The following is a 22,770-nucleotide window of genomic DNA, read 5'->3' as shown; positions in this document are numbered from 1 at the left end:
TTTTATACAAGATTTTTTAAAAATTTAATAATTTCGCTTGAAGCAATAATTTGCTGCGGTTGATCTTCGCGCAAGAACTTTACGGCAACCACTGATTTTTGGACTTCATCTTCACCTAAAATCAAAGCTACTTTAGCAGTGCTTTTATCGGCCTTTTTTAGTTGATTTTTAAAATTTCCACCGCCGCAATTATTAATCAAACGCAAGTTGGGGATTTCATTACGTAAGAGCTCCGCTAAATGCAACGCCTCTTTTTGCACATCACCTACCGCGACCAAATAAATATCCGCGATTTGATTAATGCCTTCAGGAATTGCCTGAACTTCCTGAAGCAGTAACACCAAACGCTCCAAGCCCATACCAAAACCAACTGCTGGAGTTGCTCGTCCTCCCAGTTGTTCGACCAAGCCGTCGTAACGTCCACCGCCACAAACAGTGCTCTGTGCGCCTAATTTATCCGTAACCCATTCAAATGCAGTTTTGCCATAATAATCCAGACCACGCACGAGTCGTTGGTTAACTTCGTATTTAATACCTGCAGCATCCAGCAAAATTTTTAACTGCTCAAAATGCGCGCGCGAAGCCTCGTCCAAATAATCCCACAATACAGGGGCATTATTCAAAAGCGCCTGGGTGCTTGCCTCTTTACTATCAAGGATACGCATTGGATTAGTGGTAAGGCGACGTTGGCTATCTTCATCCAACTGATCTTTATGCGCTTCAAGATGCGCTACAAGAGCGGCCTTGTAACTATTACGCGATGCAGCATCACCGATAGAATTAATCTGCAGTGTGACAAAATCTGCCGCGCCAAGTTCACGCAAAATACGAGCACTTAATAATAAAATTTCTGCGTCAATATCTGGCCCTTCCATGCCAAAGGCTTCAACCCCTACCTGATGGAACTGGCGATAACGTCCTTTTTGTGGACGCTCGTGGCGGAACATAGGCCCCATGTACCAAAGGCGCTGGGTTTGGTTATAAAGCAATCCATGCTCTTCGCAGGCGCGAACACAACAAGCAGTGCCTTCGGGGCGCAAAGTAAGACTATCGCCGTTGCGGTCTTCAAAGGTATACATTTCTTTTTCAACAATATCGGTGACTTCACCAATAGAGCGTTTAAACAAATCCGTAGATTCCATAATGGGAAAACGGATTTCCTGATAAGCATAGCGCTGCAAAATGCTTTTAATAGTGTTTTCTACGTATTGCCAAATGGCCGAATCGCCAGGCAATAAATCATTCATTCCGCGGATAGCTTGAATCTTTTTCAAAATAATATTCCAGTGTCGATCCTGCCCTGCTTATGCGCGGGCAATAATATTTTTTTCATCTTCAGCCATTTGAATGGCTTTTTGCGCAACTTTTGCGCGGATAAGTTTTTCTAAATTATCCACTAAATTTTCATTGCCAATTTTATGGTTTGGTTCGCCATCAACATAAACCAAATTGTTAGGTGTGCCGCCGGTTAAACCCAAATCAGCCTCTTTCGCTTCACCTGGGCCATTTACGATACAACCAATAACCGCAACATCAATCGGCGTAGTTATATCTTCTACACGAGCTTCAAGTTCATTCATGGTTTTGATCACATCAAAATTTTGACGCGAGCAACTCGGGCAAGCGATAAAATTCACACCTTTACTACGCAGCTTCAAACTACGTAACAAATCCCAGCCCACCTTAATTTCTTCAACCGGATCAGCAGCAAGCGAAATACGAATCGTATCGCCAATGCCATCCATCAATAAGGCGCCCAAACCAACAGCGGATTTAACCGTGCCCGCACGCAACACGCCAGCTTCAGTAATACCCAAATGCAAAGGTTGCTCAATTTGAGTGGCTAATTTACGGTAGGCCGCAACAGCCATAAAAACATCTGATGCTTTTACGCTCACTTTAAAATTATGGAAATTTAGTGCATCCAGAATTTCAACATGGCGCAATGCCGATTCAACCAGGGCATCCGGTGTCGGCTCACCGTATTTCTTTTGCAAATCTTTTTCGAGTGAACCCGCATTTACACCAATGCGAATTGGAATATTTAAATCACGCGCTTTATCTACTACCGCGCGAACTCGATCTTCACGACCAATATTGCCTGGATTGATACGCAAACAATCCACACCTAAATCAGCAACACGTAATGCAATTTTGTAATCGAAATGAATATCTGCAACCAACGGAATGTTTACTTGTTTGCGAATTTCACCGAAGGCTTCCGCTGCATCCATAGAAGGAACTGATACGCGAACAATATCTGCGCCTGCCAATTGGATGCGCTGAATTTGCGCAACGGTAGCAGCTACATCCGTCGTTTCCGTGTTAGTCATACTTTGCACAGAAATCGGAGCATCGCCACCCACTGGGACATTACCAACCATAATCTGACGCGACTTGCGGCGCTTAATCGGTGATTCACAATGCATAAAATTACCCTAGCAAGATCGCAATAACTTAATTGCCAATCTTCATTATCAATACGTTAGATCCCATCAAGGGAATCACATCAATTTTTTTACCATTCAGCTGTATATCAACGACAGGCGCATTACCTAATTTCACATCAAAAGGTGCCATACCTATTAATCGAATCTTACTGCCAGTCGGCTCCAATTCTGTCGCCAATACATCGCCTCTTGAATCACTTACTTCCAACCAGGACTCACCGCGAAAAGAAAAACTTAATTCATCCAAGCTTGTCTTTTTGCTGCTGGCAGAACTACTGCTTTGTACAGCGCTAGCACTGCTCGTAGACTGCGCAACGCTCGACGCTTGTGTAACCAATTGCGTAGTAGATTTAACTGAACTAGCACTCTCTGCAACAATGCCCGCGGCCGTTTTTGCCTCACTGCTCACGGCAACAGAGCTTGATGCACTGGAAGCACTAGTTGCAATCAAGGATGAAACAGCTGCCGATTTTTTCGTCGGTGCCACTGACGACAAGCTATCAGTAGCAATAACGTACTGCGCTTCACTATGGTTATCAAAAAACCATACTGAAATTAACCAGAGCCCAATAAAAAACGCTCCAATCACAGCCAAAAACTGCCAGGCACCGCGATGAGTATTTTCTGTTGCAGCAACCTGCTTTTGCACAACGGGTTGCGGCCTAAGCTCATCCAACAACCTGTCGTAGGCTGCCAAAACTGCAACTACATCTACTTTTACTAAATTTGCGTATGCACGAATGTAGCCACGCGCAAAAGTATCCGAATTCAAACGCTTGTAATCATCAGTCTCCAGGGCTTTTACCTTGTAGACTGTCATATACAACTCTTTTGCAACTTGCTCCTGGGTCAACCCTGCCTGTAATCGACCTTGGAGTAACATCTCACCAGGAGATAATGCCTTGTTTGGCTGTGGGTCTTCCACATCGATCCCCTCACTAACCATAAGAGGAACCTCAGTTAAAATTCTTTTGTTTGTACTCCAAATATTCTTTGGAGTATGGGAAATTATTTTTCAAAATCAGCGCCAGACTTGCTTCTTTGTCTTTATTGCCAAAGACTCTTTCCAACTGGATTCCAAGCATTAAACTGCGCGCTGTATGGTTGGCCAAAAAAACGAACATATCCAGATTTTTTTTGGCATCAGCGTATTCCTGATTTTGTAAATTAATATCCGCCAATTCAATAAATGCATCCGCATTTTTACGATCCAAAATGCAGGCATGCTCAAATGCCGATTGCGCACGAGCCTTGTTATTTAATTTCAATGCTGCACGCCCAACGTTTGTTAAAGCTTGCGAACGATTGAGATAAGCCAAATCTGCTGCAGCTAATTCAAACTGTGTAAAGGCCTCCTGATAACGCTTTTGGTTAAACAGAAAAATACCGTAGTTGTTGTGTGCGACAGTTAAATGTTTATCGCGCTTAATTGCTAATTTAAATTGCTCTTCAGCGAGCGGAAGTTCGCCTTCCAACTGATACAACATCGCCATAGCGTTTGTGGCCGCTGCAGAATCGCTGTCGAGTTCGAAGGCTTTACTCAAATGATGACGAGCGGATTCCCGATTGCCCTTTTCTACATATCCCAGCGCCATTTGAATATGTAATTCAAGCGACTTGCCTTTATCTTGTGGAACCTTTTTTTCTTTACCTGCAGTTTGCTCGGACACACAGCCCAACAGAAATATACCCATTAATACGCAAATCAATACACTTTTGAAACCTAACAACAACTTATTATTCTGCATTGTGTTACTCCGAAAGTATTAAGTTTTACCCATTACTATCCAATAATTTTTACGGGCTGAGCTTCTTCAAAACGCGCCTTGTGGCGCTCACTGCGCTTGGTAATATCGTTCACACTACCGGCCAATTGACCGCAAGCCGCATCTATGTCATCACCACGCGTGGTGCGCACTGTGGTGATGTAACCCGCTTCCATCAAAATATCCTGAAACTTACGAATCGCGTTATTGCTAGCACGTTTGTAGTTGGACAAATTAAATGGATTAAACGGAATTAAATTTATTTTCACGGGAACATCACGCAAAAGCACAGCTAGTTCGTGCGCGTGATGCGGGCGATCATTTACTTGATCAATCAAGGTGTATTCGATAGTGATTTTGCGATGCGTATCAGGCATAGCATTAATGTAACGCGTCGCTGAATCCAGCAGCATGGCGATAGGATATTTACGATTGATAGGCACCAACTCGTTACGCAATTCATCGTTAGGCGCGTGCAACGAAATCGCCAAACACGCATCGGTAAATTGGCTCAAGCGATCTAATTGCGGTACTACGCCCGATGTACTTAAAGTTACACGACGCTTGGATAAACCATAAGCATTGTCGTGCATCATAAGGTTCATGGAATCGACAACGTTATCAAAATTTAGCAGCGGCTCGCCCATGCCCATCATCACCACATTGGTAACAGTGCGCGGGCCATTCATGGTCAATTGGCCAAAGGATTTTGCAGCAATCCATACTTGGCCAATAATTTCGGCTGCAGTTAAATCGCGATTAAAGCCTTGCTTTCCTGTTGCACAGAAACTGCAATCCAATGAGCAACCCACTTGCGATGACACACACAAAGTACCGCGATCACCATCCGGAATAAACACTGTTTCAACAACGTTGTTGCCAGAAACGCGAATCAAAAATTTGCGTGTGCCATCAGCGGAGTCTAATTGCTTAACAACTTCAGGAGGGCGGATCTCGGCACATTCACTTAATTTAGCACGCAAGCTTTTGCTGACATTACTCATGTCTTCAAAATTATCCGCACCTAACTGGTGAATCCATTTAAGAACTTGCACAGCGCGAAATTTTGGCTCGCCCAAAGTGGCAAAAAAAGCGATTAATTTTTCTTCGGACAAACCCAATAGATTTACCTTGGCCGAGCCCCCAGCGACAGCAACATCGAGAGCGGCAACCTCAGTACCAGCAGCGCTATTCTGTGCGGTGTCAGAAGTTGGGATAATTTGCTCGGCCATGGTAATTCCTACTGAAAAACTAAAAAATAATTAACGAACAATCACATCAGAAGATGCAAAAAAATAAGCAATTTCACGCGCAGCAGATGCAGGTGAATCTGAACCGTGAACGCAATTGCGATCCACCGCTTCAGCAAAATCTTTGCGAATGGTTCCAGGAGCGGCGTTGGCTGGGTTAGTTGCGCCCATCAATTCGCGGTTTGCCAGAATGGCGTTTTCGCCCGACAAAACTTGTACTACGACTGGACCAGAAACCATAAATTCAACCAGACCATCAAAAAATGGACGGCCTTTGTGTTCTGCGTAAAAACCTTCTGCTTGGGCACGACTCAATTGCACCATGCGTTGGGCGGCAATTGTTAAACCCGCTTTCTCAAAACGGCTGACGATTTCGCCAATCAAATTTCTGCTAACGGCATCTGGTTTGATGATGGAAAGAGTTTGTTCAACTGCCATGTGGATCTCCAAAATGAACTCAAAACGACTTGGGTAGAATTTGCCCCATAGCCCATAAATACAAAACCCGCGATTATACGCGGGTTTGACCGGATTTTATATGCACCAAAAGGGAAAAAATCACAGATTATTAAAGACTTGCAGCGGTATCTTGAATCCGTTTCACCATTGCTTTGAGGCCGTTGCCGCGGGTGGAACTGAGGTGTTGCATAAGATCGAGGCTCGCAAAATAAGCCTCTACATCGACCGCTAAAATCTCGGCTGCCGTCTTACCGTTGTAGGCCGCGAGAACCACGCCTAGCAAGCCTTTTACGATAAAAGCATCGCTGTCAGCCTGAAAAAACAGACGATTGTCGCGAACTTCATCCACCAACCATACCTGACTTTGGCAGCCACGCACTATGTGATCATCGGTACGCAGGCTCTCATCCATGGGGGGCAACTCTTTACCCAAGTCGATAATATATTTGTATCTATCTTCCCAAGAGTCAAAAAAGCCGAGGGTATCGACTATATCTTCGGCGCTGACATCTATACCAAACTGGGTCATTGGGGATTTTTTCCGAGGTTAAACAAGGCGAATTTCGTTGCGGGCGGCATTATGCCTGCCTGATTGCTAGAAAAACATACCGGTTTCGAGTTGAGCCTCTTCGCTCATCATATGGCGCGCCCAAGGTGGATCGAACACCAACTCCACCTTAACCGATTTGACATTAGGCACCTTGCGAACGCGATATTCCACATCACCCACTAATACCGGCCCCATTCCGCAAGCGGGCGCAGTCAGGGTCATACGGATATCGACACGCTTTTCAGCTTGATCGACCTTAACACCGTAGATCAGACCAAGATTAACCAAGTCCACGGGAATTTCAGGATCGAAAACGCTACCTAGTGCCTGCCAAACCTGATCCTCATGAATCTGCTCATCGGTCGGCTCGGGAAAGCTCAAGGTATCAGCTTCAAGTCCAAGTTTGTCAGCATCAGTGCCATCCACGCGCACCATTTGGCCGTGGTAGGTCACCGTGTAATTGCCGCCCAAGGCCTGGGTGATGGTCACGAAGGTATCTTGCGGAATGGTGATGGGCGTACCGTCCGGAACCCGACGTGCCGGACAATCGGCCAGCGCAACCACCATGCGTCTTTCAGACATAACAAATCCAGAATAATTAAATCGTAAACTTAGTTGGCGACGCTAAAGCTTTCACCACAACCGCAATAATCTTTTACACGCGGATTGTTGAATTTCAATTGGCGATTTACACCTTCGGTGACGTAGTCAATTTCTGTTCCGCTCACTACAGGCAAAGCAGCAGGATCAATCAGGAGTTCAGCACCCTCGCCTAGCGCCAAATGTAAATCATCGGCTTTGCCTTCTGGCACCAAATCGACAACATACATCCAACCTGTGCAGCCGCTTTGCTTAACACTTAGGCGCACTGCTTTTGCATCCACATGATTCGTGAGCTGACGCTTAAAATGCGCAGCTGCCGCAGCGGTCACCACAACTGATTCCTGTTGTGGATTAAAGGTTTCTACGCCCATGATGCACCTCTTAATTTACCAATATGCAATTCACCAGCAAGACGCTGGCGATGACATTACAACAAAAACATTTTTGCTTTTTCGATGGCCGCAAATAAGCGATCCACTTCAGCAAAGGTATTATAAAAACTAAAACTCGCTCGCACAGTTCCCGGAATTTCGAACTGATCCATAATCGGTTGCGCGCAGTGATTTCCCGTGCGCACTGCAACGCCCTGTTTATCTAATAAGACACCAACATCGGCAGGATGTGCCCCGCGCAACATAAAACTCATTACGCTGGTTTTATTTGCCGAGGTGCCAATCAATTCAATGTCATCTGTCGCACGCGCTTTTTCTTCTGCATAAGCCAGCAAAGCTTGCTCATGGGCAGATGCGGCTTCGCGATCCAGATTATTTAAATAATCAATCGCCGCGCCAAAACCAATAACACCTGCGATATCCGGCGTGCCCGCTTCAAATTTGTAAGGCAACTGATTGAAAGTTGTGCCGGCAAAACTCACGGTTTCAATCATCTCGCCGCCACCTTGATAAGGCGGCATAGCGTCTAGAATTTCGCGTTTACCATAGAGCACACCCAAACCAGTTGGGCCAAATAATTTGTGTGCTGAAAACACGTAAAAATCGCAATCGAGTTTTTGGACATCAACCGCCCAATGGCTAACTGCTTGTGCGCCATCGATCAACACTTTTGCGCCGATTGCATGAGCAGCTGCAATCATTTTTTCGATGGGATTTATGGTTCCCATCGCATTAGATACATGACCAACGGAAACCATTTTTACATTAGCATTTAACATGGAGGCAAATGCGTCCATATCAATAGTGCCGGTTGCATCTACCGGAATGGCTTCAACACTTGCACCAGTGGCCTGCGCAACTAATTGCCAGGGAACAATATTGGAGTGGTGCTCCATAGCCGACACCAAAACTCGGTCGCCAGCTTTTAAATTCGTTTTGCCCCAGCTCGCCGCCACCAAGTTAATGCTTTCAGTGGTGCCCCGCGTCCAAATAATTTGTTTGGCTTCAGGCGCATTAATAAATTCTGCAACCTTGGTGCGCGCCGCTTCAAACTTTACGGTTGCACGATCTGCTAACGCATGTGCACCGCGATGCACATTGCTGTTGTCAGTGCGGTAATAATCACTAATTGCATCAATAACCGCATTTGGCTTTTGCGTGGTTGCAGCGTTATCCAAGTACACCAACGGCTGCCCATTTACTTCTTGATGAAGGATAGGAAAGTCAGCGCGCACTCGTTCTACATCAAATGACGACATTACTCATCTGCCACAGTAAATAACGCTTGATCGCGACCAAAAAGCGCGGCCAATCGTGGAAACAAATAATCGTGCACCGCGACTTCTGGAATTTGCTCCAAAAGCTCGTTGATAAAACCGAAACTCATCATGACTTCAGCTTCTGTGCGCGATACACCACGGCTTTGCAAATAATAAAGCGCAGTTGCATTTAATTGACTAACTGTTGCTCCGTGTGCGCACTTCACATCGTCCGCATAAATTTCTAATTCAGGCTTGGTATTGATTTCAGCTTTGTTAGATGTGAGCAAATTTTTGTTGCTCAATTCTGCCAGCGTTTTTTGCGCATCTTTGTGGATATAAATGCGACCATTAAACACAGCTTGCGCAGAATCGGCGATAATGCCACGAAACACTTCGCTAGTTGTACAGTGCGGAACCCAATGCTGAACATTACTGTGATAATCCACCATTTGGTTATTTCGTGGCAAATAAACACCCTGCAGATTTAATTCAGCACCCTGCCCGCGATGATTAATTTGGTAATCAATGCGCTTCAACTTACTGCCCATTGCCAGCGTAAAGCCGCGCAAGCGCGCGTTGCGTAGTAAATTCACATGTACTGCGCCAATGTGTTGGATATTTTCTTCTTCAAGATTTAAACGGTAATGCTGCAGCTGCGCATTATCGCCAACGACAATTTCAGTCAATGAATTAACAAAACTGTTTTGGGCTTCGCTTGTAGAAATATAGTGTTCAATGACTTCTGCTTGCGCGGAATCTTCCAGCACAACCAATACACGCTGATTAACAGATACAGCTTGCGCTTCTGGCGTGGAAACTTGAACGATATAAATTGGCTTGGTTATGGTTTGGTTGCGCGCAACATGTACTAAAATCCCATCATCCACCCAGGCGTTATTCAAGGTTGCAAATAAATGCTGCGGACCTTCAACAACCTTACCAAGATGCAGGACAATTAATTTTTGTTGCGCATCATTTGCTTGTGAGAAACGCACAACCTCAGCCTGCAATGCAGTTGAACTCGCTTGATCAAATACACCGTTAACAAATACCAAGCGAATAGCATCTACCGCAATAAATTCTAATGCTAGATCTGCAGATACAGATGTAGTCGCCCAAGTATTTGGGATATTTTTTTGCAATGACGCAAGTGATGTGTATTTCCAGTGCTCGGTTTTGCGCGTTGGCCATTTGACGTTAAACCAATCGTTGGCAGCTTGCGCACGCAAATCACCCAACCACGTAGGGCTTTGTTGCTGCGCGGCGAGTTTTAAAGCTTGTTGTTGAAAATCACTCATTAATTACACAGCCTCTTCTTCAAGCCATGCGTAACCTTTTTCTTCCAACTCTAAGGCCAACTCTTTGCCGCCGGTTTTTACGATGCGGCCATTAGCAAGCACATGAACGTAATCTGGAACAATGTAGTCGAGCAGACGTTGATAGTGAGTTACTACAATAAAACTGCGATCGGGTGAGCGCATTTCGTTAACGCCGTTAGCCACAACTTGCAGCGCATCAATATCCAAACCCGAGTCAGTTTCGTCGAGGATGCAAAGTTTTGGCTCAAGCAACATCATTTGCATAATTTCGTTACGTTTCTTTTCACCGCCGGAGAAACCTTCGTTTACACCGCGCTTTAAAAAGGCAGCATCGAGACTTACACGCTTGCTGGTTTCGCGTGCGAGTTTCATAAATTCGACAGCGGATAATTCTGGTTGGCCTTGGTGCTTGCGCTTTGCGTCAACCGAGGCTTTTAAGAATTCCATGTTACTTACGCCGGGAATTTCTACTGGATATTGGAATGCTAAAAACAAACCTTCGCGAGCGCGCTCTTCAATTTCTAGTTCGAATAAATCTTTACCGTTAAACTCAACTGCGCCTCCGGTGACTTCATAACCTTCGCGACCAGAGAGTACATTACCGAGGGTACTTTTACCCGCACCATTGGGGCCCATAATGGCGTGAACTTCACCGGGATTAATAGTGAGATTCAAACCTTTCAGGATGTCTTTTTCTTCCACTTTGGCGAACAAATCAGTAATGCGTAACATAAAGTTTTTAATCCGATAATTTTCAAATCAGTTTCATTAAGCTGAGAAAAGCCCAGCTTTTACTTCAAAATTCATTTCGCCTGCTGGCGAGTCACTTTTCGTTGCTTGTCCACAAAATTGCAGGAGAGCAATTTTGCACAGCGAAGCTGCCCCAGCGGGGTGAAAGCCAAGGATGGCTTTCATGAACAAAAGGAACCAAAAGAAAGGCGACTCGTCTCACTCCTGATCCCCGGCAACTGCTCCTGCGTTGCTCTACCTCCTGCATCCATGCAGTCGTGCGCGTTTCGAAAACTTGCTGTCGTTCCGGTGCGACATCCATGTCGCATCGTCACTAAAACAAACATCCTGTTTGTTTTACACCAACTTTTCTGCAATGCTCGGGGAGCTCGCACGAGATGTTGGTGTATTAAACGAAATCGTTAACCTACCGAGCCCTCAAGACTCACTTCCAACAGTTTTCCGGCTTCAACCGCAAATTCCATTGGCAATTCTTTAAACACTTCGCGGCAGAAACCATTCACGATCATGGACACAGCTTTTTCCGCATCTAATCCGCGTTGTTGGCAGAGGAATAATTGATCGTCGCTCACTTTTGAAGTTGTAGCTTCGTGTTCGATAACGGCAGTTGGGTTTTTACTTTCGATGTAGGGGAAAGTATGTGCGCCGCATTTATCGCCAATTAATAAAGAATCGCACTGCGTGTAATTGCGTGCGCCTTCTGCGCCGGGGTTCATACGCACTAAACCGCGATAGGCGTTTGAGCTTTTACCCGCTGAAATACCTTTGGAGATAATGGTTGAGCGCGTGTTCTTGCCAATATGAATCATCTTGGTGCCGGTGTCGGCTTGTTGGTAATTATTGGTAAGCGCTACGGAATAAAATTCGCCCACGCTGTTGTCGCCACGCAAAATGCAACTTGGATATTTCCAGGTCACCGCTGAACCTGTTTCAACTTGCGTCCAGGAAATTTTGGCGTTGGTGTGGCACACGCCGCGTTTGGTTACAAAGTTGTAAATACCGCCCTTGCCTTCTTCATTGCCGGGGTACCAGTTTTGTACAGTGGAATATTTAATTTCGGCGTTGTCGAGTGCAATCAGTTCCACTACCGCAGCGTGCAATTGATTTTCGTCGCGCATGGGCGCGGTACAACCTTCGAGGTAACTTACATGAGAACCTTCGTCAGCAATAATTAAAGTACGTTCAAATTGGCCCGTATTTTGTTCGTTGATACGGAAATAGGTAGACAACTCCATGGGGCAGCGTACGCCTTTAGGAATGTATACGAATGATCCATCGGAAAATACAGCACAGTTTAATGCCGCGTAGTAATTGTCTTTTTGTGGAACGACCGAGCCGATATATTTTTTTACCAGCTCAGGATATTTATGTACTGCTTCGCTAATCGAGCAGAAAATAACACCCGCTTCCAATAATTTTTCGCGGAAGGTGGTTACCACAGAAACCGAATCGAACACCACGTCCATTGCTACGCCGGCTAATGCGGCTTGTTCGTGCAAAGGAATGCCCAGTTTCTCGTATGTCTTTAGCAACTCGGGATCAACTTCATCCAAACTTTTGGGTTTGTCGTCCATAGATTTTGGTGCGGAATAATAAGAGACCGCCTGGAAATCTATATCGTCATATTTTACGTGTGCCCATTCCGGCTCGGTCATCTCCAACCAAGCTTCATAAGCTTTTAATCGCCATTCCAGCAACCATTCTGGCTCATTTTTTTTGCCGGAAATAAAACGAATAACATCTTCATTCAACCCTGGTGGCAAGGTTTCAGAAACTATGTCGGTGGTGAAACCCGCAGCATATTCTTTCTTGATGAGATGTTCGACTTGTTCAGACATGTTTTTACCTTAAGCTTTTTTCAGCTTGGCGACGACACTACGAATGTGTTCAATCGCAAATTCAATTTCTTCGCACGTGGTGTAACGCCCTACACTAAAACGCAGCGATGCTTGCGCTTGTGCATCGCTCAAACCAATGGCTTTCAACACATAACTCGGTGACATACTGGCCGAGTTACAGGCGGAGCCACTCGATACAGCGAGATCACGCAGCGATAGTAAAAGTGCTTCGCCATCGCAGCCGTGACTTGCATCCGCCGCAAAAGCTACATTCAAAATTCCGCTGACGGCATTTGTACTTGAGCCATTGCGTTTTATATCTGGTAAATCGGCAATTCCTTCCCACAACAAATCGCGCAAACCGGCGATGCGCTCGCCATCTGTAATCAGACTACGTTGCGCAAGCTCGGCTGCTTCGCCCATGCCAACACATTGATGCGTTGCCAAAGTGCCTGAACGCATATTGCGCTCGTGGCCACCGCCGTGGATTTGTGCTGCAATTTTTACATCGCCTGCGCGGCGCACATAGAGCGCGCCTACACCTTTGGGGCCGTAGAATTTGTGTGCAGAGAGCGACAACAAATCCACACCCAACTCTTTTACATTTACTGCAATTTTGCCTGCACTTTGCGCGGCATCGCAGTGAATTAAAATTCCGCGGCTTTTACAGAGCGCCGCGAAAGTTTTGATATCGTTGATGCAACCCAACTCATTATTGACTTGCATCAGGCTTACCAAAAAAGTGTCTTCGCGTAAGGCACCAGCTAAAACATCGACTTCAATAATGCCCTGCGGATTGGGCGGTAAACGCGTTACGGCAAAACCCTGCTCTTCCAACCAGACGACCGGGTCGAGCACCGCTTTATGCTCAATGGCGGAGGTAATAATGTGACCGCCAGTTTTGTGTTGTGTGCGATAAATTTCTGCCGCACCTTTTAATGCAAGGTTATTGGCTTCGGTTGCACCACTTGTCCACACAATTTCGCGCGTGTCTGCGCCAATTAAATTAGCGACTTGTGCACGAGCACTTTCCACAACCTCTTCTGCCTGCCAGCCGAATAAATGTGAGCGAGACGCAGGATTCGCAAAATTACCTTCCAGCGTCAAACACTCCGCCATCTTGGCGGCAACTTCCGGCGCTACCGGCGTGGTGGCGGCATAGTCCAAATAAATTGGCTTACGGAAAGAGGTTGAAGGAGTCACTCGATGGTCTCTGGATTAATCGCAAATCAAAGGCTACAAAATTTCGCTCAGGGCTATATGGTTTTCCGGCTTGATACCTTGCTGCAAACGGCTATCTTGGCGCTCACGCACCGCTTGGATATCCCCGCGTGCCACTAAATCCGCCAAGCTAATACTGCTCAAAAACTGGTGGATCTGGTCACTCAAACTCTCCCACAAATGGTGGGTAAGGCAGACTTCGCCTTCGTGGCAATTGCCTTTGCCTTCACAGCGAGTGGCGTCCAGAGACTCGCTTACTGCATCTACTACCTGTGCGACAGAAATATCCGCCGTATTACCCGACAACCTATAACCACCGCCGGGGCCACGAACACTCTGAACTAAATTGCATTGGCGCAAACGCGCAAACAACTGTTCCAAGTAAGAGAGGGAAATCCCCTGCCGTGCTGAAATATCCGCCAAACTTACCGGCCCACGATCCGTATGGAGAGCCAAATCCAACATGGCGGTGACCGCATAACGTCCTTTGGTGGTGAGTCGCATAGGAAAAACCCTGTTGAGATGGCTAGGCCTGAGGTCTATATCCTACCATTTTACTCAACTATTAAGGCTTTTCCAACGCTTAATGCGACAAAGACTCATCTGGAACCCATCTTTAGGTGGCTGGAAGGCTGCTTTCACCAAGAAACAGCCCTTATCCATAGGAGCTATATGCCCGCCCTTTAAGATTTAGGTGCCTGATCTTCGCTTTTTGCAGCTTCACGTAGGGCGTCGATCCCCGGGGCTATACCAAGTTTTCCAACCACTTTATTGGCGTAGTAAACGTAGTTCTGCATAGCGGTAAGGACGCCGCGAAGGATGTTCAATTCCATCTGATCCATTCGCACGCGGTTGTACATGCGGCGTAGACGGGTCATGGTCTGCTTTGGGTTTTGCGGATCAAGAAACCCAAGCCCGGCAAGGGTTTCCTCAAGGTGCTCATAGTAATTTTCCAAAGCCCCGGAATCAGCAGGCGGCATATCCCAAGAATGACCGGGTAGCGTTTTACCTTCAGTCGCCTTCAAAAAGGCCATACGCACTTCATAGCAAATCACCTGCACCGCAGTCGCCAGGTTCAAGGATGAGTATTCTTCGTTGGCAGGGATATGGACGTGATAGTTACATTTATGCAGCTCTTCATTGGTCAAACCGCGATCTTCGCGACCAAACACAATCGCCACTTCATGCTGCCCCGCTTCCACCCAAACGTTCTCGCCACACTCACGCGGATCAAGCAACGGCCAGGGAATACGGCGCTCACGGGCGCTAGTACCTACTACTAATGAACAGCCGCCAATAGCTTCATCCAGAGTTTCAACCACCACCGCATTGTCCAGCACATCTGTCGCACCGGCGGAACGCCATACCGCTTTGTCCGAAGGATATTCCTTGGGGGCAACCAGATATAAACGCGACAGACCCATATTTTTCATGGCTCGGGCTGTTCCGCCAATATTTCCCGGATGGGTCGTGTTAACCAAAACGATACGTATATTGGCGAAGTTGGCAGTTGACATAGCAAAGTCTCAAAAACGGTTCGGTAATGCCGGAGGCCGGCTGTAAAAAGGCGCGCAGTGTAACAAATTGCTTCAGCTGATAGCAGCCCGTAACTAGCTTAATCTCACCCGCCAAACATCAAATACATGGCTCGATTTACCGCTCATTGTTTGTTGGACATATATGCATCGTGACAGCAGGTTTAACAGCAGCAGAGGTGCATGTTCAAACTAATCGCAGTTAAAAATTTTAATTCCGAAAAAAAAGTTATGAAAACAATTCACACTCATTGGAAATGCATTTATGACATTCAACGGCGTGTAAAGCCCTGTAATAACATTTGTGTATTTTTGGCCTGTACTATTCAGGTAGAGGTTATACACTTATTAATGCTATGGAGGAGGAGCAAAGCTTCGTTTGTTTTGGCAGGCGAGATAGCACGAGGCCAAATCAGTTTGGCTTGTCGGTTATGCCTCGATAGTATTTGGTAGGTGATCTTGATCTCAAAATATGGAAGCTGAGATACCGCATGACTGCTCAAGAACGTATTACACCCCAACATAAGGCGATTCCACTTGTTGCCATTATTGCTGCTGCCCTTTGTATTCTCGGCGTCAGTGTTATTTTTGCGTGGCATGTTCCCCACTCATTCGGCGCATCCCATCCCACAGTTACCAGAATGGCGTATAACACAGCCATTTGCGTCATTCTCTGCGGAATAACTTTAATCAGCTTGCTCAACAATAAATTTTTTCTCGTTAGAGCATGCGCAATTATTATCGGCGTGATTAGCGGTCTTACCTTGATTGAAGCGATCACTAAATTAAACCTTAACGTCAACTACTGGTTTCTTGCCAAAACAAATATAAATGAATTGAACCAGGGCTTGATGTCACCAACATCTGCTTTGTGTCTCATTGTTATTAGTGCATCCATGCTGTTGTTCAGACAGGACATCAAATCTTTTGCTATTCCTATCGTTTTTTTAAACCTGATTTGTTTAACCATTACATTTATTGCAATCCTGGGGCACGGCATTGGAATTGTTCCCGCATTTGTCTGGTTGGGAATAAAAATGGCTCCACATACGGCAGTAGGGCTGAGTTTATTTTCCATCGCCTTAATTGCTCATCTTTACCCATTCGCCATAGACGCATTTAACCGATTAAATTTTTTCAAACGTATAGTTGCCGGGTTTGGGTTTATGGCGGTTCTTGTTATCGCCATAGGTTCAATTGCGTTTATGCAAATACACACCGTATCCGCATTGGCACACGAACTTTACGAAAAACCATTGCAAATTAGCAATGCAGCGCAGCGGATTAAAAACGAAATCGACGCTTTAAATCGTCATTTAAAAAATATTGCTATACAAAAATCGACCAAGGATCTGCAAGATATTCCGCAAGTCGTTAAAAGCAGTGAAAAACGTATTGTGGCCGATGTAAACATCATACGAAAAAGCGATCCAAAATTAGACGAATTGCTTAATAATTTAACGCTGGAAGTAAAACGTTGGAACAGCTTTTCACTTGAATCATGGCAGCAACTTGAACAACAAAATGTTGAACTTTATGCAACCCGCACGGTATACGATGGACAGGAGTTCGTATTATCAATTGATGAGAAGCTTGAAGTTATAAGTTTACAAGCGCAGCAAGATATTGTAGATATCAATAAATCTGTTGCAAAGATTGAAGAAGAGGCAAGGCAGCTGGTTATAGTGATAGTTACAATTTTCCTCGGTGCCGGATTGACTGTTGCCAGCTTGATCACGCGCAGCCTGACTTTTCAACTGCAAAAATTGCGGCGGGCTATGCTCGCAATTGCTGATGAAAAACCTAATCAAAGCATTCCATTTTTAGATCACAAAGAAGAGATTGGTGAAATGGCACGCGCACTGGCTGTTTTCCATGACAATTTTTCCGCGCGACGAGATTTGGAAACACGTTTATTACAAGTTGTTGAGGCCATGCCCAACGGCGTTGTTATGGTGAATGCTGACGGCATTATGGAAATCATTAATGCGCAAGCCGAAAAAATCTTCGGATACGACCGCGTTGAATTGTTGGGCGAGCCTGTTGAAAAACTTATTCCCAGTGGTGCCGCAAAAAGCCATGCGCATAACAGAAATTCCTTTTTTGCCAATCCTTCGCCTCGCAGAATGGGTGCCGGCAGGGAATTGTTTGGCTTGCGTCGCGATGGCACTGAGTTCCCACTGGAAATCGGCCTAGCCCCCGTAGAGACAAAAGATGGCTTGAAAGTGCTCGCGTCGATTGTCGACATTACAGAACGTAGAAATGCTGACATAGCGTTGAACGAAAGCCGCGAGAGATTGGAACTCACCACCCGAATCAACCAAATTGGTGTTTGGGAATATATGGTCGAGGAAGGAAAATTAATTTGGAACGATGCCATGTTTGAGATGTACGGTCGTAACAAAAATTATTTTACCTGGGACATCCAGGCGTGGAAACAATGTGTTCACCCAAACGATCTGCCAATTGTCGAAAAGCTTTTTCAGGACTCTATAAAAAACTTGACTCCCTACGATTGTAAATTTCGCATCATTCAACCTGATGGAACCATTAAACATCTGCATGCAAAAGCAAAAATTGAACGAACGCGACAAAACCAGCTGAGGATGCTCGGTACTAATATAGATGTCACACGCGAAGAGTTAGCACTCGCGAAAGTTCACAATGTCGAGGCTTTGCGATCCGCAATCGTTGAATTCTCGGAAGACGCCATTATCAGTAAAACACCTACCGGAGTAATTACAAGCTGGAATATAGGCGCAACCAATATGTTCGGGTTTAGCGCAGCAGAGGCAATTGGCAAACCTATCAAAGATTTGGTTTTTCCACCCGATTTAATTCACGAGGAAGAATCATTGTTGGCGCAAGTCCGCAGCGGAATTGTTATTAAACATTTTGAAACTAAACGACGCTGCAAAGATGGGCGCATCATCAACGTTTCTATAACGCTATCCCCCATTAAGGATGCAGATGGCAACATCATTGGAGTATCCGCGATTAAGCGCGATATAACCGAAACTATAGAAACAGCAAAAATTCTTGCCGCGAGAAAAACTGAATTGGAATTCAGCAACCATGAGCTTGAGCGCAGCAATAAAGAGCTGGAAACCTTCGCGTACGTAGCATCTCACGATTTAAAATCCCCTCTACGCGGAATCGCTCAGCTGTCCACCTGGATCGAAGAAGATCTAGCTGCCAATGAAACCAATTCAGTAATAGAACATACCGGATTGTTGCGTAATCGCATCCAACGCATGGAAAAATTGCTGGACGATTTGCTCATATTTTATCGTGCAGGAAAAGTAGAAGGACAAATGTTGGAAGTTGATATCAACAAAATGGTTAAAGAAATTTTTGAAATTCAAAACAACAAGCCAGGACTGAGATTGGAAATAACGAATTCACTGCCAACCTTCACCACACTGAGCACACCGTTTGAATTAGTGATTCGCAATTTCTTTTCCAACGCGATTAAACATCATGACAAGCAAGAAGGTATTATCCAAGTTGGCGCAAAAGTATTAGATGATAATTTTTTTGAATTTAGCATATGCGACGACGGACCGGGAATCCCGGAAAAATTCCAGGCGCGAATATTTGGAATGTTCCAAACATTAAAACCCCGGGATGAATTAGAAGGTAGCGGCATGGGGCTAGCGTTAATTAAAAAAATTGTTGAGACCTATGGAGGACGCGTCACTTTGAAATCCACTGGACGTGGAAGTTGCTTTAGCTTTAGCTGGCCTCAAAACATACGCAGGAGACAAGAAAATGATTGAGCGAGTTTATCCGCCTGCACATGATGCAGATTGTAAAGAAGTTAGCCTGCTAATGGTTGAAGATGACGACATAGATGCAACTGCATTAAAACGCGCCTTGCATAAGCTTAAATTGCTCAACCCTATTTACCGCGCACGCGATGGACTTGAAGCGATTGAATTATTGCGCTCGGGAGAAATCCCTTCGCCATACATTATTTTGTTAGATCTCAATATGCCACGCATGAATGGTTTGGAGTTTTTGGAAGAATTACGTTCGGACCCTGCACTTACACAAGCCATAGTTTTTGTCTTAACTACCTCCAAATCAGATGAGGATATTTTGGCCGCTTATAAAGAGCACGTTGCTGGATATTTGTTAAAACAAAGAATGGATAACGACTTTTTACAAGTCGTCGGCCTGCTTAATCATTATTGGCGCATAGTAGAAATGCCAAATATAGCTAAATAGTAGAAACATGGAGTCACGATGAAATTGTTATTAATAGATGATAACGAACTTGATCGCCTGGCAATCGTTCGTACCTTCAAAAAAACTGAATGGAATATTCAAATCACACAAGCATCTTCTGCCAATAGTGGATTAGCAGAATTTGAGACGGACGATTTTGATGCTGTGCTATTAGATTATCGCTTGCCCGACATGGATGGGCTGGACACACTACGCATGTTGGTTCGCAACCCGAATCATCACGCTGCCATTATCATTCTCACGGGTGCCACGGAAGATGAGGTGCTGGAACAACAATGCCTCGAAGCTGGCGCACAAGATGTGCTTTTTAAATCTGAAATTTCCCATAAGCATTTAACCCGCGCCATAGTACATGCGCGGACGCGCCATTTATTAGAACGTGAACTTTATGAAAGCCATCAGAGGTTACGCACACTTGCGGAAAATGATTCCTTAACCGGACTAGCTAATCGTTATTATTTTGATGAAAGTTTGCGTACGGCTATCCCACGCGCTAATCGTTTGAATGATCAACTTGCGTTGCTTTTTTTGGACTTGGATAATTTTAAAATCATTAATGACAGCATGGGACATGACGCCGGTGACCAGCTTTTAAAAGAAGTGGCGTGTCGCTTACTCCATGTTGTGCGCAACGGCGATATTGTCTGTCGTTTGGGTGGTGACGAATTTGCAATATTAGCCCATAACTTTGAGTCACAGGAACCAGTTATCCAACTTGCAGAGCGCATTCTGGAAGATCTGCGTCGACCCATTATCATTAAAAATACCGAGCAATATATCTCTGCCAGTATTGGGGTTGCCACCTATCCAGATGCTGGAAACAGCGCTGGCGACATGCTAAAAGCAGCTGATCTTGCCATGTATCGCGCAAAACGTGATGGCAAAAACAATTATCACTTTTTTTCTTCCGCGTTACATGCACAAGTTCAGGAACGAATTCGGTTAGAAAAAGAGTTACGTTCGCTAATTCCCACAGATCATTTCCTCGTTTACTACCAGCCAATAATAGATGCAAAGACACTGGAGATTTCGGGAGCCGAAAGTTTGATTCGCTGGGATCATCCCACTCGCGGAGTTTTACCACCTAGTGAATTTATTGGGCTTGCCGAAGAAATTGGTCTTATCGTGGAAATAGATTCGCGCAGCAGACTTAAAGTATGCCAACAACTCTCCAAATGGCGTAAACATAATATGGTTCCGCCCAACTTTAATGTGCGTATTAATGTTTGCGCACAAATGTTGACCGATGAAGAACTTTATAACGCTATTAAAATTGATTTAGACAAAACTGAATTACCGGGCTCATGCATAGGTTTGGAGATTACCGAATCAATATTGATCGAAAATTTTTCAACCACCGCAGAGCTTTTGCAGCAAATACAAAATTATGGTGTGGAAATTTCCGTAGATGATTTTGGTACCGGTTATTCATCTATGGCTTATTTAAAAGCCCTACCCGCACGTACATTAAAGATTGATAGAACCTTCGTGCAAGGCGTTCCAGAAAACATCGACGATAGTAGAATTTTGCGAGCAATGATTGTGTTTGGAAAAAGTTTGAATTTAAAAATTGTGGTAGAAGGCGTTGAAACAAAGGAACAAGCGAGATTTTGCCGCGAATGTGGCGCCGATTTACTGCAAGGTTATTTATTCTCCAAACCGGTTTCCAGCGAGGCTTTCGAACAATTGTTGAGCTCACATAATCCAGATGCATGGAAAACCCTACTTTCGATGGACAGCCGAATTATTCCGAATTGATTATTAATCCTGATTATGTTGGCGCAGCCAGATTAATTGCCGCCGTTCAGCTGCAGCGAGAAGTATTGCTTCCTTACCAGCATCGGTGCTTGTACTCCAGCGCGTAATTTCTTGCAGGCTGCGCCCGCAGCCTAAACAAATGTCATCATCATTCAGACAACAATTGCGCACGCAGGGAGAGTCAATAATCTTGGAACCCGGTGGAGACATTGGAGCTCGTAACCTCGGCAAATAGGCAAATAGAAGAAACACCCAGTTTATCTGCTGCTGATCACAGCGACCATCCATATTCATAGCTTTCCGCAATATCCGGTATTAACACAGACAATTTTGCGCCGACCTTGGTATTCGCCTATCATGCCCCACATTAGTAAAACACTATTTAAGACAGCCTAAGGAAATACCCATGAGCGACGTACAACATCACCGTTTAATCATTCTCGGCTCAGGCCCAGCAGGCTATACCGCCGCTATTTACGCCGCGCGCGCCAACCTGAAACCGGTCATCATTACCGGCATGCAGCAAGGTGGTCAATTAACAACCACCACCGAAGTTGAAAACTGGCCAGGTGGCGTACACGATTTGCAAGGTCCAGATTTGATGGTGCAAATGCAAGAACACGCTGAGCGCTTTAATACCGAAATTATTTTCGATCATATTCATGAAACTGTGCTGACCGAACGCCCTTTCAAGCTTATCGGTTCGAACACTTATACATGTGATGCGTTGATTATCGCTACAGGAGCATCGGCGCAATATTTGGGTTTGCCGTCTGAAGAGGCGTTCCAGGGTCGCGGAGTAAGTGCCTGTGCAACCTGTGACGGTTTCTTTTATCGCGGCCAAAAAGTTGCTGTTGTGGGCGGTGGTAATACAGCAGTTGAAGAAGCACTTTATTTATCTAACATTGCCAGTGAAGTTACTTTGATTCACCGTCGCGATAAATTGAAGTCTGAAAAAATTCTGCAAGATAAATTATTTGCTAAAGCGGCGAATGGCAATATCAAAATCATTTGGAATCATCAATTGGAAGAAGTATTGGGTAGCGATGCAGGCGTAACTGGTTTACGTTTAAAGAGCACCCAGGATGGCGCAACCCAGGAAATTGATGTTGCGGGCGTATTTATCGCGATTGGCCACAAACCCAATACTGATATTTTTGCCGGCCAACTGGATATGAAAGACGGCTACATCAAAGTACAAAGCGGCCTGAATGGTAATGCCACTGCAACCAACATTCCCGGCGTATTTGCGGCAGGAGATGTTGCTGACCATATTTATCGCCAGGCGATTACCTCTTCAGGTGCAGGCTGTATGGCTGCATTGGATGCAGAAAAATATCTGGATGATCTCTAAATGTAATGTGTG

Annotated in this window: 21 protein-coding genes; 4 read left to right on the top strand and 17 right to left on the bottom strand. The window is 45.1% G+C overall.

Annotated features, from left to right (window positions below; genetic code table 11):
- Window positions 1-2: 2 nt before the first annotated feature.
- From hisS to trmJ, 16 genes are all read right to left on the bottom strand, one after another.
- On the bottom strand, window positions 3-1,274 hold the full coding sequence (gene hisS / locus IE104_RS04450) for a histidine--tRNA ligase (RefSeq protein ID WP_189416331.1): 1,272 nt from the start codon (window positions 1,272-1,274) through the stop codon (window positions 3-5).
- 30 nt (window positions 1,275-1,304) lie between these two features.
- Window positions 1,305-2,429, bottom strand: coding sequence for a flavodoxin-dependent (E)-4-hydroxy-3-methylbut-2-enyl-diphosphate synthase (gene ispG / locus IE104_RS04445; protein ID WP_189416330.1), 1,125 nt, complete (start codon window positions 2,427-2,429; stop codon window positions 1,305-1,307).
- A gap of 28 nt (window positions 2,430-2,457) precedes the next feature.
- Entirely contained in the window at window positions 2,458-3,333 is an 876-nt protein-coding gene (locus IE104_RS04440) for a RodZ domain-containing protein (RefSeq protein WP_268247520.1), read from the bottom strand.
- Window positions 3,334-3,406: 73 nt separating this feature from the next.
- Window positions 3,407-4,198, bottom strand: a complete 792-nt coding sequence (gene pilW, locus IE104_RS04435) for a type IV pilus biogenesis/stability protein PilW (protein ID WP_189416328.1) — start codon at window positions 4,196-4,198, stop codon at window positions 3,407-3,409.
- Window positions 4,199-4,233: 35 nt separating this feature from the next.
- Window positions 4,234-5,448 (bottom strand): dual-specificity RNA methyltransferase RlmN, encoded by a 1,215-nt coding sequence (rlmN, locus tag IE104_RS04430; RefSeq protein ID WP_189416327.1) that lies wholly within the window; start codon window positions 5,446-5,448, stop codon window positions 4,234-4,236.
- 30 nt (window positions 5,449-5,478) lie between these two features.
- Complete coding sequence (gene ndk, locus IE104_RS04425) at window positions 5,479-5,904, bottom strand: nucleoside-diphosphate kinase (RefSeq protein WP_189416326.1); 426 nt, start codon at window positions 5,902-5,904, stop codon at window positions 5,479-5,481.
- Window positions 5,905-6,034: 130 nt separating this feature from the next.
- The gene (locus IE104_RS04420) at window positions 6,035-6,454 is read right to left on the bottom strand and encodes a SufE family protein (protein WP_189416325.1); all 420 of its coding nucleotides are present in this window, start codon (window positions 6,452-6,454) and stop codon (window positions 6,035-6,037) included.
- 66 nt (window positions 6,455-6,520) lie between these two features.
- A complete protein-coding gene (sufT, locus tag IE104_RS04415; RefSeq protein WP_189416324.1) occupies window positions 6,521-7,057 on the bottom strand; it encodes a putative Fe-S cluster assembly protein SufT in 537 nt (178 codons plus the stop codon).
- A 29-nt stretch (window positions 7,058-7,086) separates the two neighbouring features.
- Window positions 7,087-7,449 (bottom strand): HesB/IscA family protein, encoded by a 363-nt coding sequence (locus IE104_RS04410; protein ID WP_189416323.1) that lies wholly within the window; start codon window positions 7,447-7,449, stop codon window positions 7,087-7,089.
- A gap of 56 nt (window positions 7,450-7,505) precedes the next feature.
- Entirely contained in the window at window positions 7,506-8,729 is a 1,224-nt protein-coding gene (locus tag IE104_RS04405; RefSeq protein ID WP_189416322.1) for an aminotransferase class V-fold PLP-dependent enzyme, read from the bottom strand.
- A complete protein-coding gene (gene sufD / locus IE104_RS04400; protein WP_189416321.1) occupies window positions 8,729-10,030 on the bottom strand; it encodes a Fe-S cluster assembly protein SufD in 1,302 nt (433 codons plus the stop codon). The genes IE104_RS04405 and sufD overlap by 1 nt, the downstream gene beginning before the upstream one ends.
- Window positions 10,031-10,033: 3 nt before the next feature.
- Window positions 10,034-10,774, bottom strand: a complete 741-nt coding sequence (sufC, locus tag IE104_RS04395; protein WP_444542199.1) for a Fe-S cluster assembly ATPase SufC — start codon at window positions 10,772-10,774, stop codon at window positions 10,034-10,036.
- Between the two features lie 428 nt (window positions 10,775-11,202).
- Entirely contained in the window at window positions 11,203-12,639 is a 1,437-nt protein-coding gene (gene sufB, locus IE104_RS04390) for a Fe-S cluster assembly protein SufB (RefSeq protein ID WP_189416319.1), read from the bottom strand.
- 9 nt (window positions 12,640-12,648) lie between these two features.
- Entirely contained in the window at window positions 12,649-13,842 is a 1,194-nt protein-coding gene (locus IE104_RS04385) for an aminotransferase class V-fold PLP-dependent enzyme (RefSeq protein WP_229837608.1), read from the bottom strand.
- Window positions 13,843-13,875: 33 nt separating this feature from the next.
- Window positions 13,876-14,364, bottom strand: a complete 489-nt coding sequence (gene iscR / locus IE104_RS04380) for a Fe-S cluster assembly transcriptional regulator IscR (protein WP_189416317.1) — start codon at window positions 14,362-14,364, stop codon at window positions 13,876-13,878.
- 179 nt (window positions 14,365-14,543) lie between these two features.
- Window positions 14,544-15,377, bottom strand: a complete 834-nt coding sequence (trmJ, locus tag IE104_RS04375) for a tRNA (cytosine(32)/uridine(32)-2'-O)-methyltransferase TrmJ (protein ID WP_189416316.1) — start codon at window positions 15,375-15,377, stop codon at window positions 14,544-14,546.
- A gap of 509 nt (window positions 15,378-15,886) precedes the next feature.
- On the opposite strand from trmJ, the gene IE104_RS04370 reads away from it, so the two are divergent.
- The 3 genes from IE104_RS04370 to IE104_RS04360 are packed head-to-tail and all read left to right on the top strand — an operon-like array spanning window position 15,887 to window position 21,404.
- The gene (locus IE104_RS04370) at window positions 15,887-19,174 is read left to right on the top strand and encodes a PAS domain S-box protein (RefSeq protein WP_189416314.1); all 3,288 of its coding nucleotides are present in this window, start codon (window positions 15,887-15,889) and stop codon (window positions 19,172-19,174) included.
- Window positions 19,167-19,625 (top strand): response regulator, encoded by a 459-nt coding sequence (locus tag IE104_RS04365; RefSeq protein WP_189416313.1) that lies wholly within the window; start codon window positions 19,167-19,169, stop codon window positions 19,623-19,625. Before IE104_RS04370 ends, IE104_RS04365 begins: the two co-directional genes overlap by 8 nt.
- A gap of 18 nt (window positions 19,626-19,643) precedes the next feature.
- Complete coding sequence (locus tag IE104_RS04360; RefSeq protein WP_189416311.1) at window positions 19,644-21,404, top strand: putative bifunctional diguanylate cyclase/phosphodiesterase; 1,761 nt, start codon at window positions 19,644-19,646, stop codon at window positions 21,402-21,404.
- Window positions 21,405-21,407: 3 nt separating this feature from the next.
- Here the strand turns inward: IE104_RS04360 and IE104_RS04355 are convergent, their stop codons facing one another.
- The gene (locus IE104_RS04355) at window positions 21,408-21,698 is read right to left on the bottom strand and encodes a DUF1289 domain-containing protein (RefSeq protein WP_229837607.1); all 291 of its coding nucleotides are present in this window, start codon (window positions 21,696-21,698) and stop codon (window positions 21,408-21,410) included.
- Window positions 21,699-21,810: 112 nt separating this feature from the next.
- Between IE104_RS04355 and trxB the strand changes: the two genes are divergently transcribed.
- Complete coding sequence (gene trxB / locus IE104_RS04350) at window positions 21,811-22,758, top strand: thioredoxin-disulfide reductase (protein WP_189416310.1); 948 nt, start codon at window positions 21,811-21,813, stop codon at window positions 22,756-22,758.
- The last annotated feature ends 12 nt before the right edge of the window (window positions 22,759-22,770 follow it).

Source organism: Cellvibrio zantedeschiae, from assembly GCF_014652535.1.
Classification (GTDB): Bacteria; Pseudomonadota; Gammaproteobacteria; order Pseudomonadales; family Cellvibrionaceae; genus Cellvibrio; species Cellvibrio zantedeschiae.
The sequence above is the reverse complement of the archived record's forward strand: the minus strand, read 5'-3'. Positions and strand labels throughout refer to the sequence as shown.

Excerpts from the sequence above, each read along its gene's own strand:
- IE104_RS04405 (WP_189416322.1), bottom strand. The coding sequence starts at position 8,729 with ATGTCGTCATTTGATGTAGAACGAGTGCGCGCTGACTTTCCTATCCTT.
- rlmN (WP_189416327.1), bottom strand. The coding sequence starts at position 5,448 with ATGGCCGAGCAAATTATCCCAACTTCTGACACCGCACAGAATAGCGCT.
- IE104_RS04420 (WP_189416325.1), bottom strand. The coding sequence starts at position 6,454 with ATGACCCAGTTTGGTATAGATGTCAGCGCCGAAGATATAGTCGATACC.
- trmJ (WP_189416316.1), bottom strand. The coding sequence starts at position 15,377 with ATGTCAACTGCCAACTTCGCCAATATACGTATCGTTTTGGTTAACACG.
- IE104_RS04365 (WP_189416313.1), top strand. The coding sequence starts at position 19,167 with ATGATTGAGCGAGTTTATCCGCCTGCACATGATGCAGATTGTAAAGAA.
- sufT (WP_189416324.1), bottom strand. The coding sequence starts at position 7,057 with ATGTCTGAAAGACGCATGGTGGTTGCGCTGGCCGATTGTCCGGCACGT.
- IE104_RS04440 (WP_268247520.1), bottom strand. The coding sequence starts at position 3,333 with ATGTTACTCCAAGGTCGATTACAGGCAGGGTTGACCCAGGAGCAAGTT.
- IE104_RS04370 (WP_189416314.1), top strand. The coding sequence starts at position 15,887 with ATGACTGCTCAAGAACGTATTACACCCCAACATAAGGCGATTCCACTT.
- IE104_RS04410 (WP_189416323.1), bottom strand. The coding sequence starts at position 7,449 with ATGGGCGTAGAAACCTTTAATCCACAACAGGAATCAGTTGTGGTGACC.
- sufD (WP_189416321.1), bottom strand. The coding sequence starts at position 10,030 with ATGAGTGATTTTCAACAACAAGCTTTAAAACTCGCCGCGCAGCAACAA.
- IE104_RS04360 (WP_189416311.1), top strand. The coding sequence starts at position 19,644 with ATGAAATTGTTATTAATAGATGATAACGAACTTGATCGCCTGGCAATC.
- sufB (WP_189416319.1), bottom strand. The coding sequence starts at position 12,639 with ATGTCTGAACAAGTCGAACATCTCATCAAGAAAGAATATGCTGCGGGT.
- IE104_RS04355 (WP_229837607.1), bottom strand. The coding sequence starts at position 21,698 with ATGAATATGGATGGTCGCTGTGATCAGCAGCAGATAAACTGGGTGTTT.
- pilW (WP_189416328.1), bottom strand. The coding sequence starts at position 4,198 with ATGCAGAATAATAAGTTGTTGTTAGGTTTCAAAAGTGTATTGATTTGC.
- ndk (WP_189416326.1), bottom strand. The coding sequence starts at position 5,904 with ATGGCAGTTGAACAAACTCTTTCCATCATCAAACCAGATGCCGTTAGC.
- ispG (WP_189416330.1), bottom strand. The coding sequence starts at position 2,429 with ATGCATTGTGAATCACCGATTAAGCGCCGCAAGTCGCGTCAGATTATG.
- iscR (WP_189416317.1), bottom strand. The coding sequence starts at position 14,364 with ATGCGACTCACCACCAAAGGACGTTATGCGGTCACCGCCATGTTGGAT.
- trxB (WP_189416310.1), top strand. The coding sequence starts at position 21,811 with ATGAGCGACGTACAACATCACCGTTTAATCATTCTCGGCTCAGGCCCA.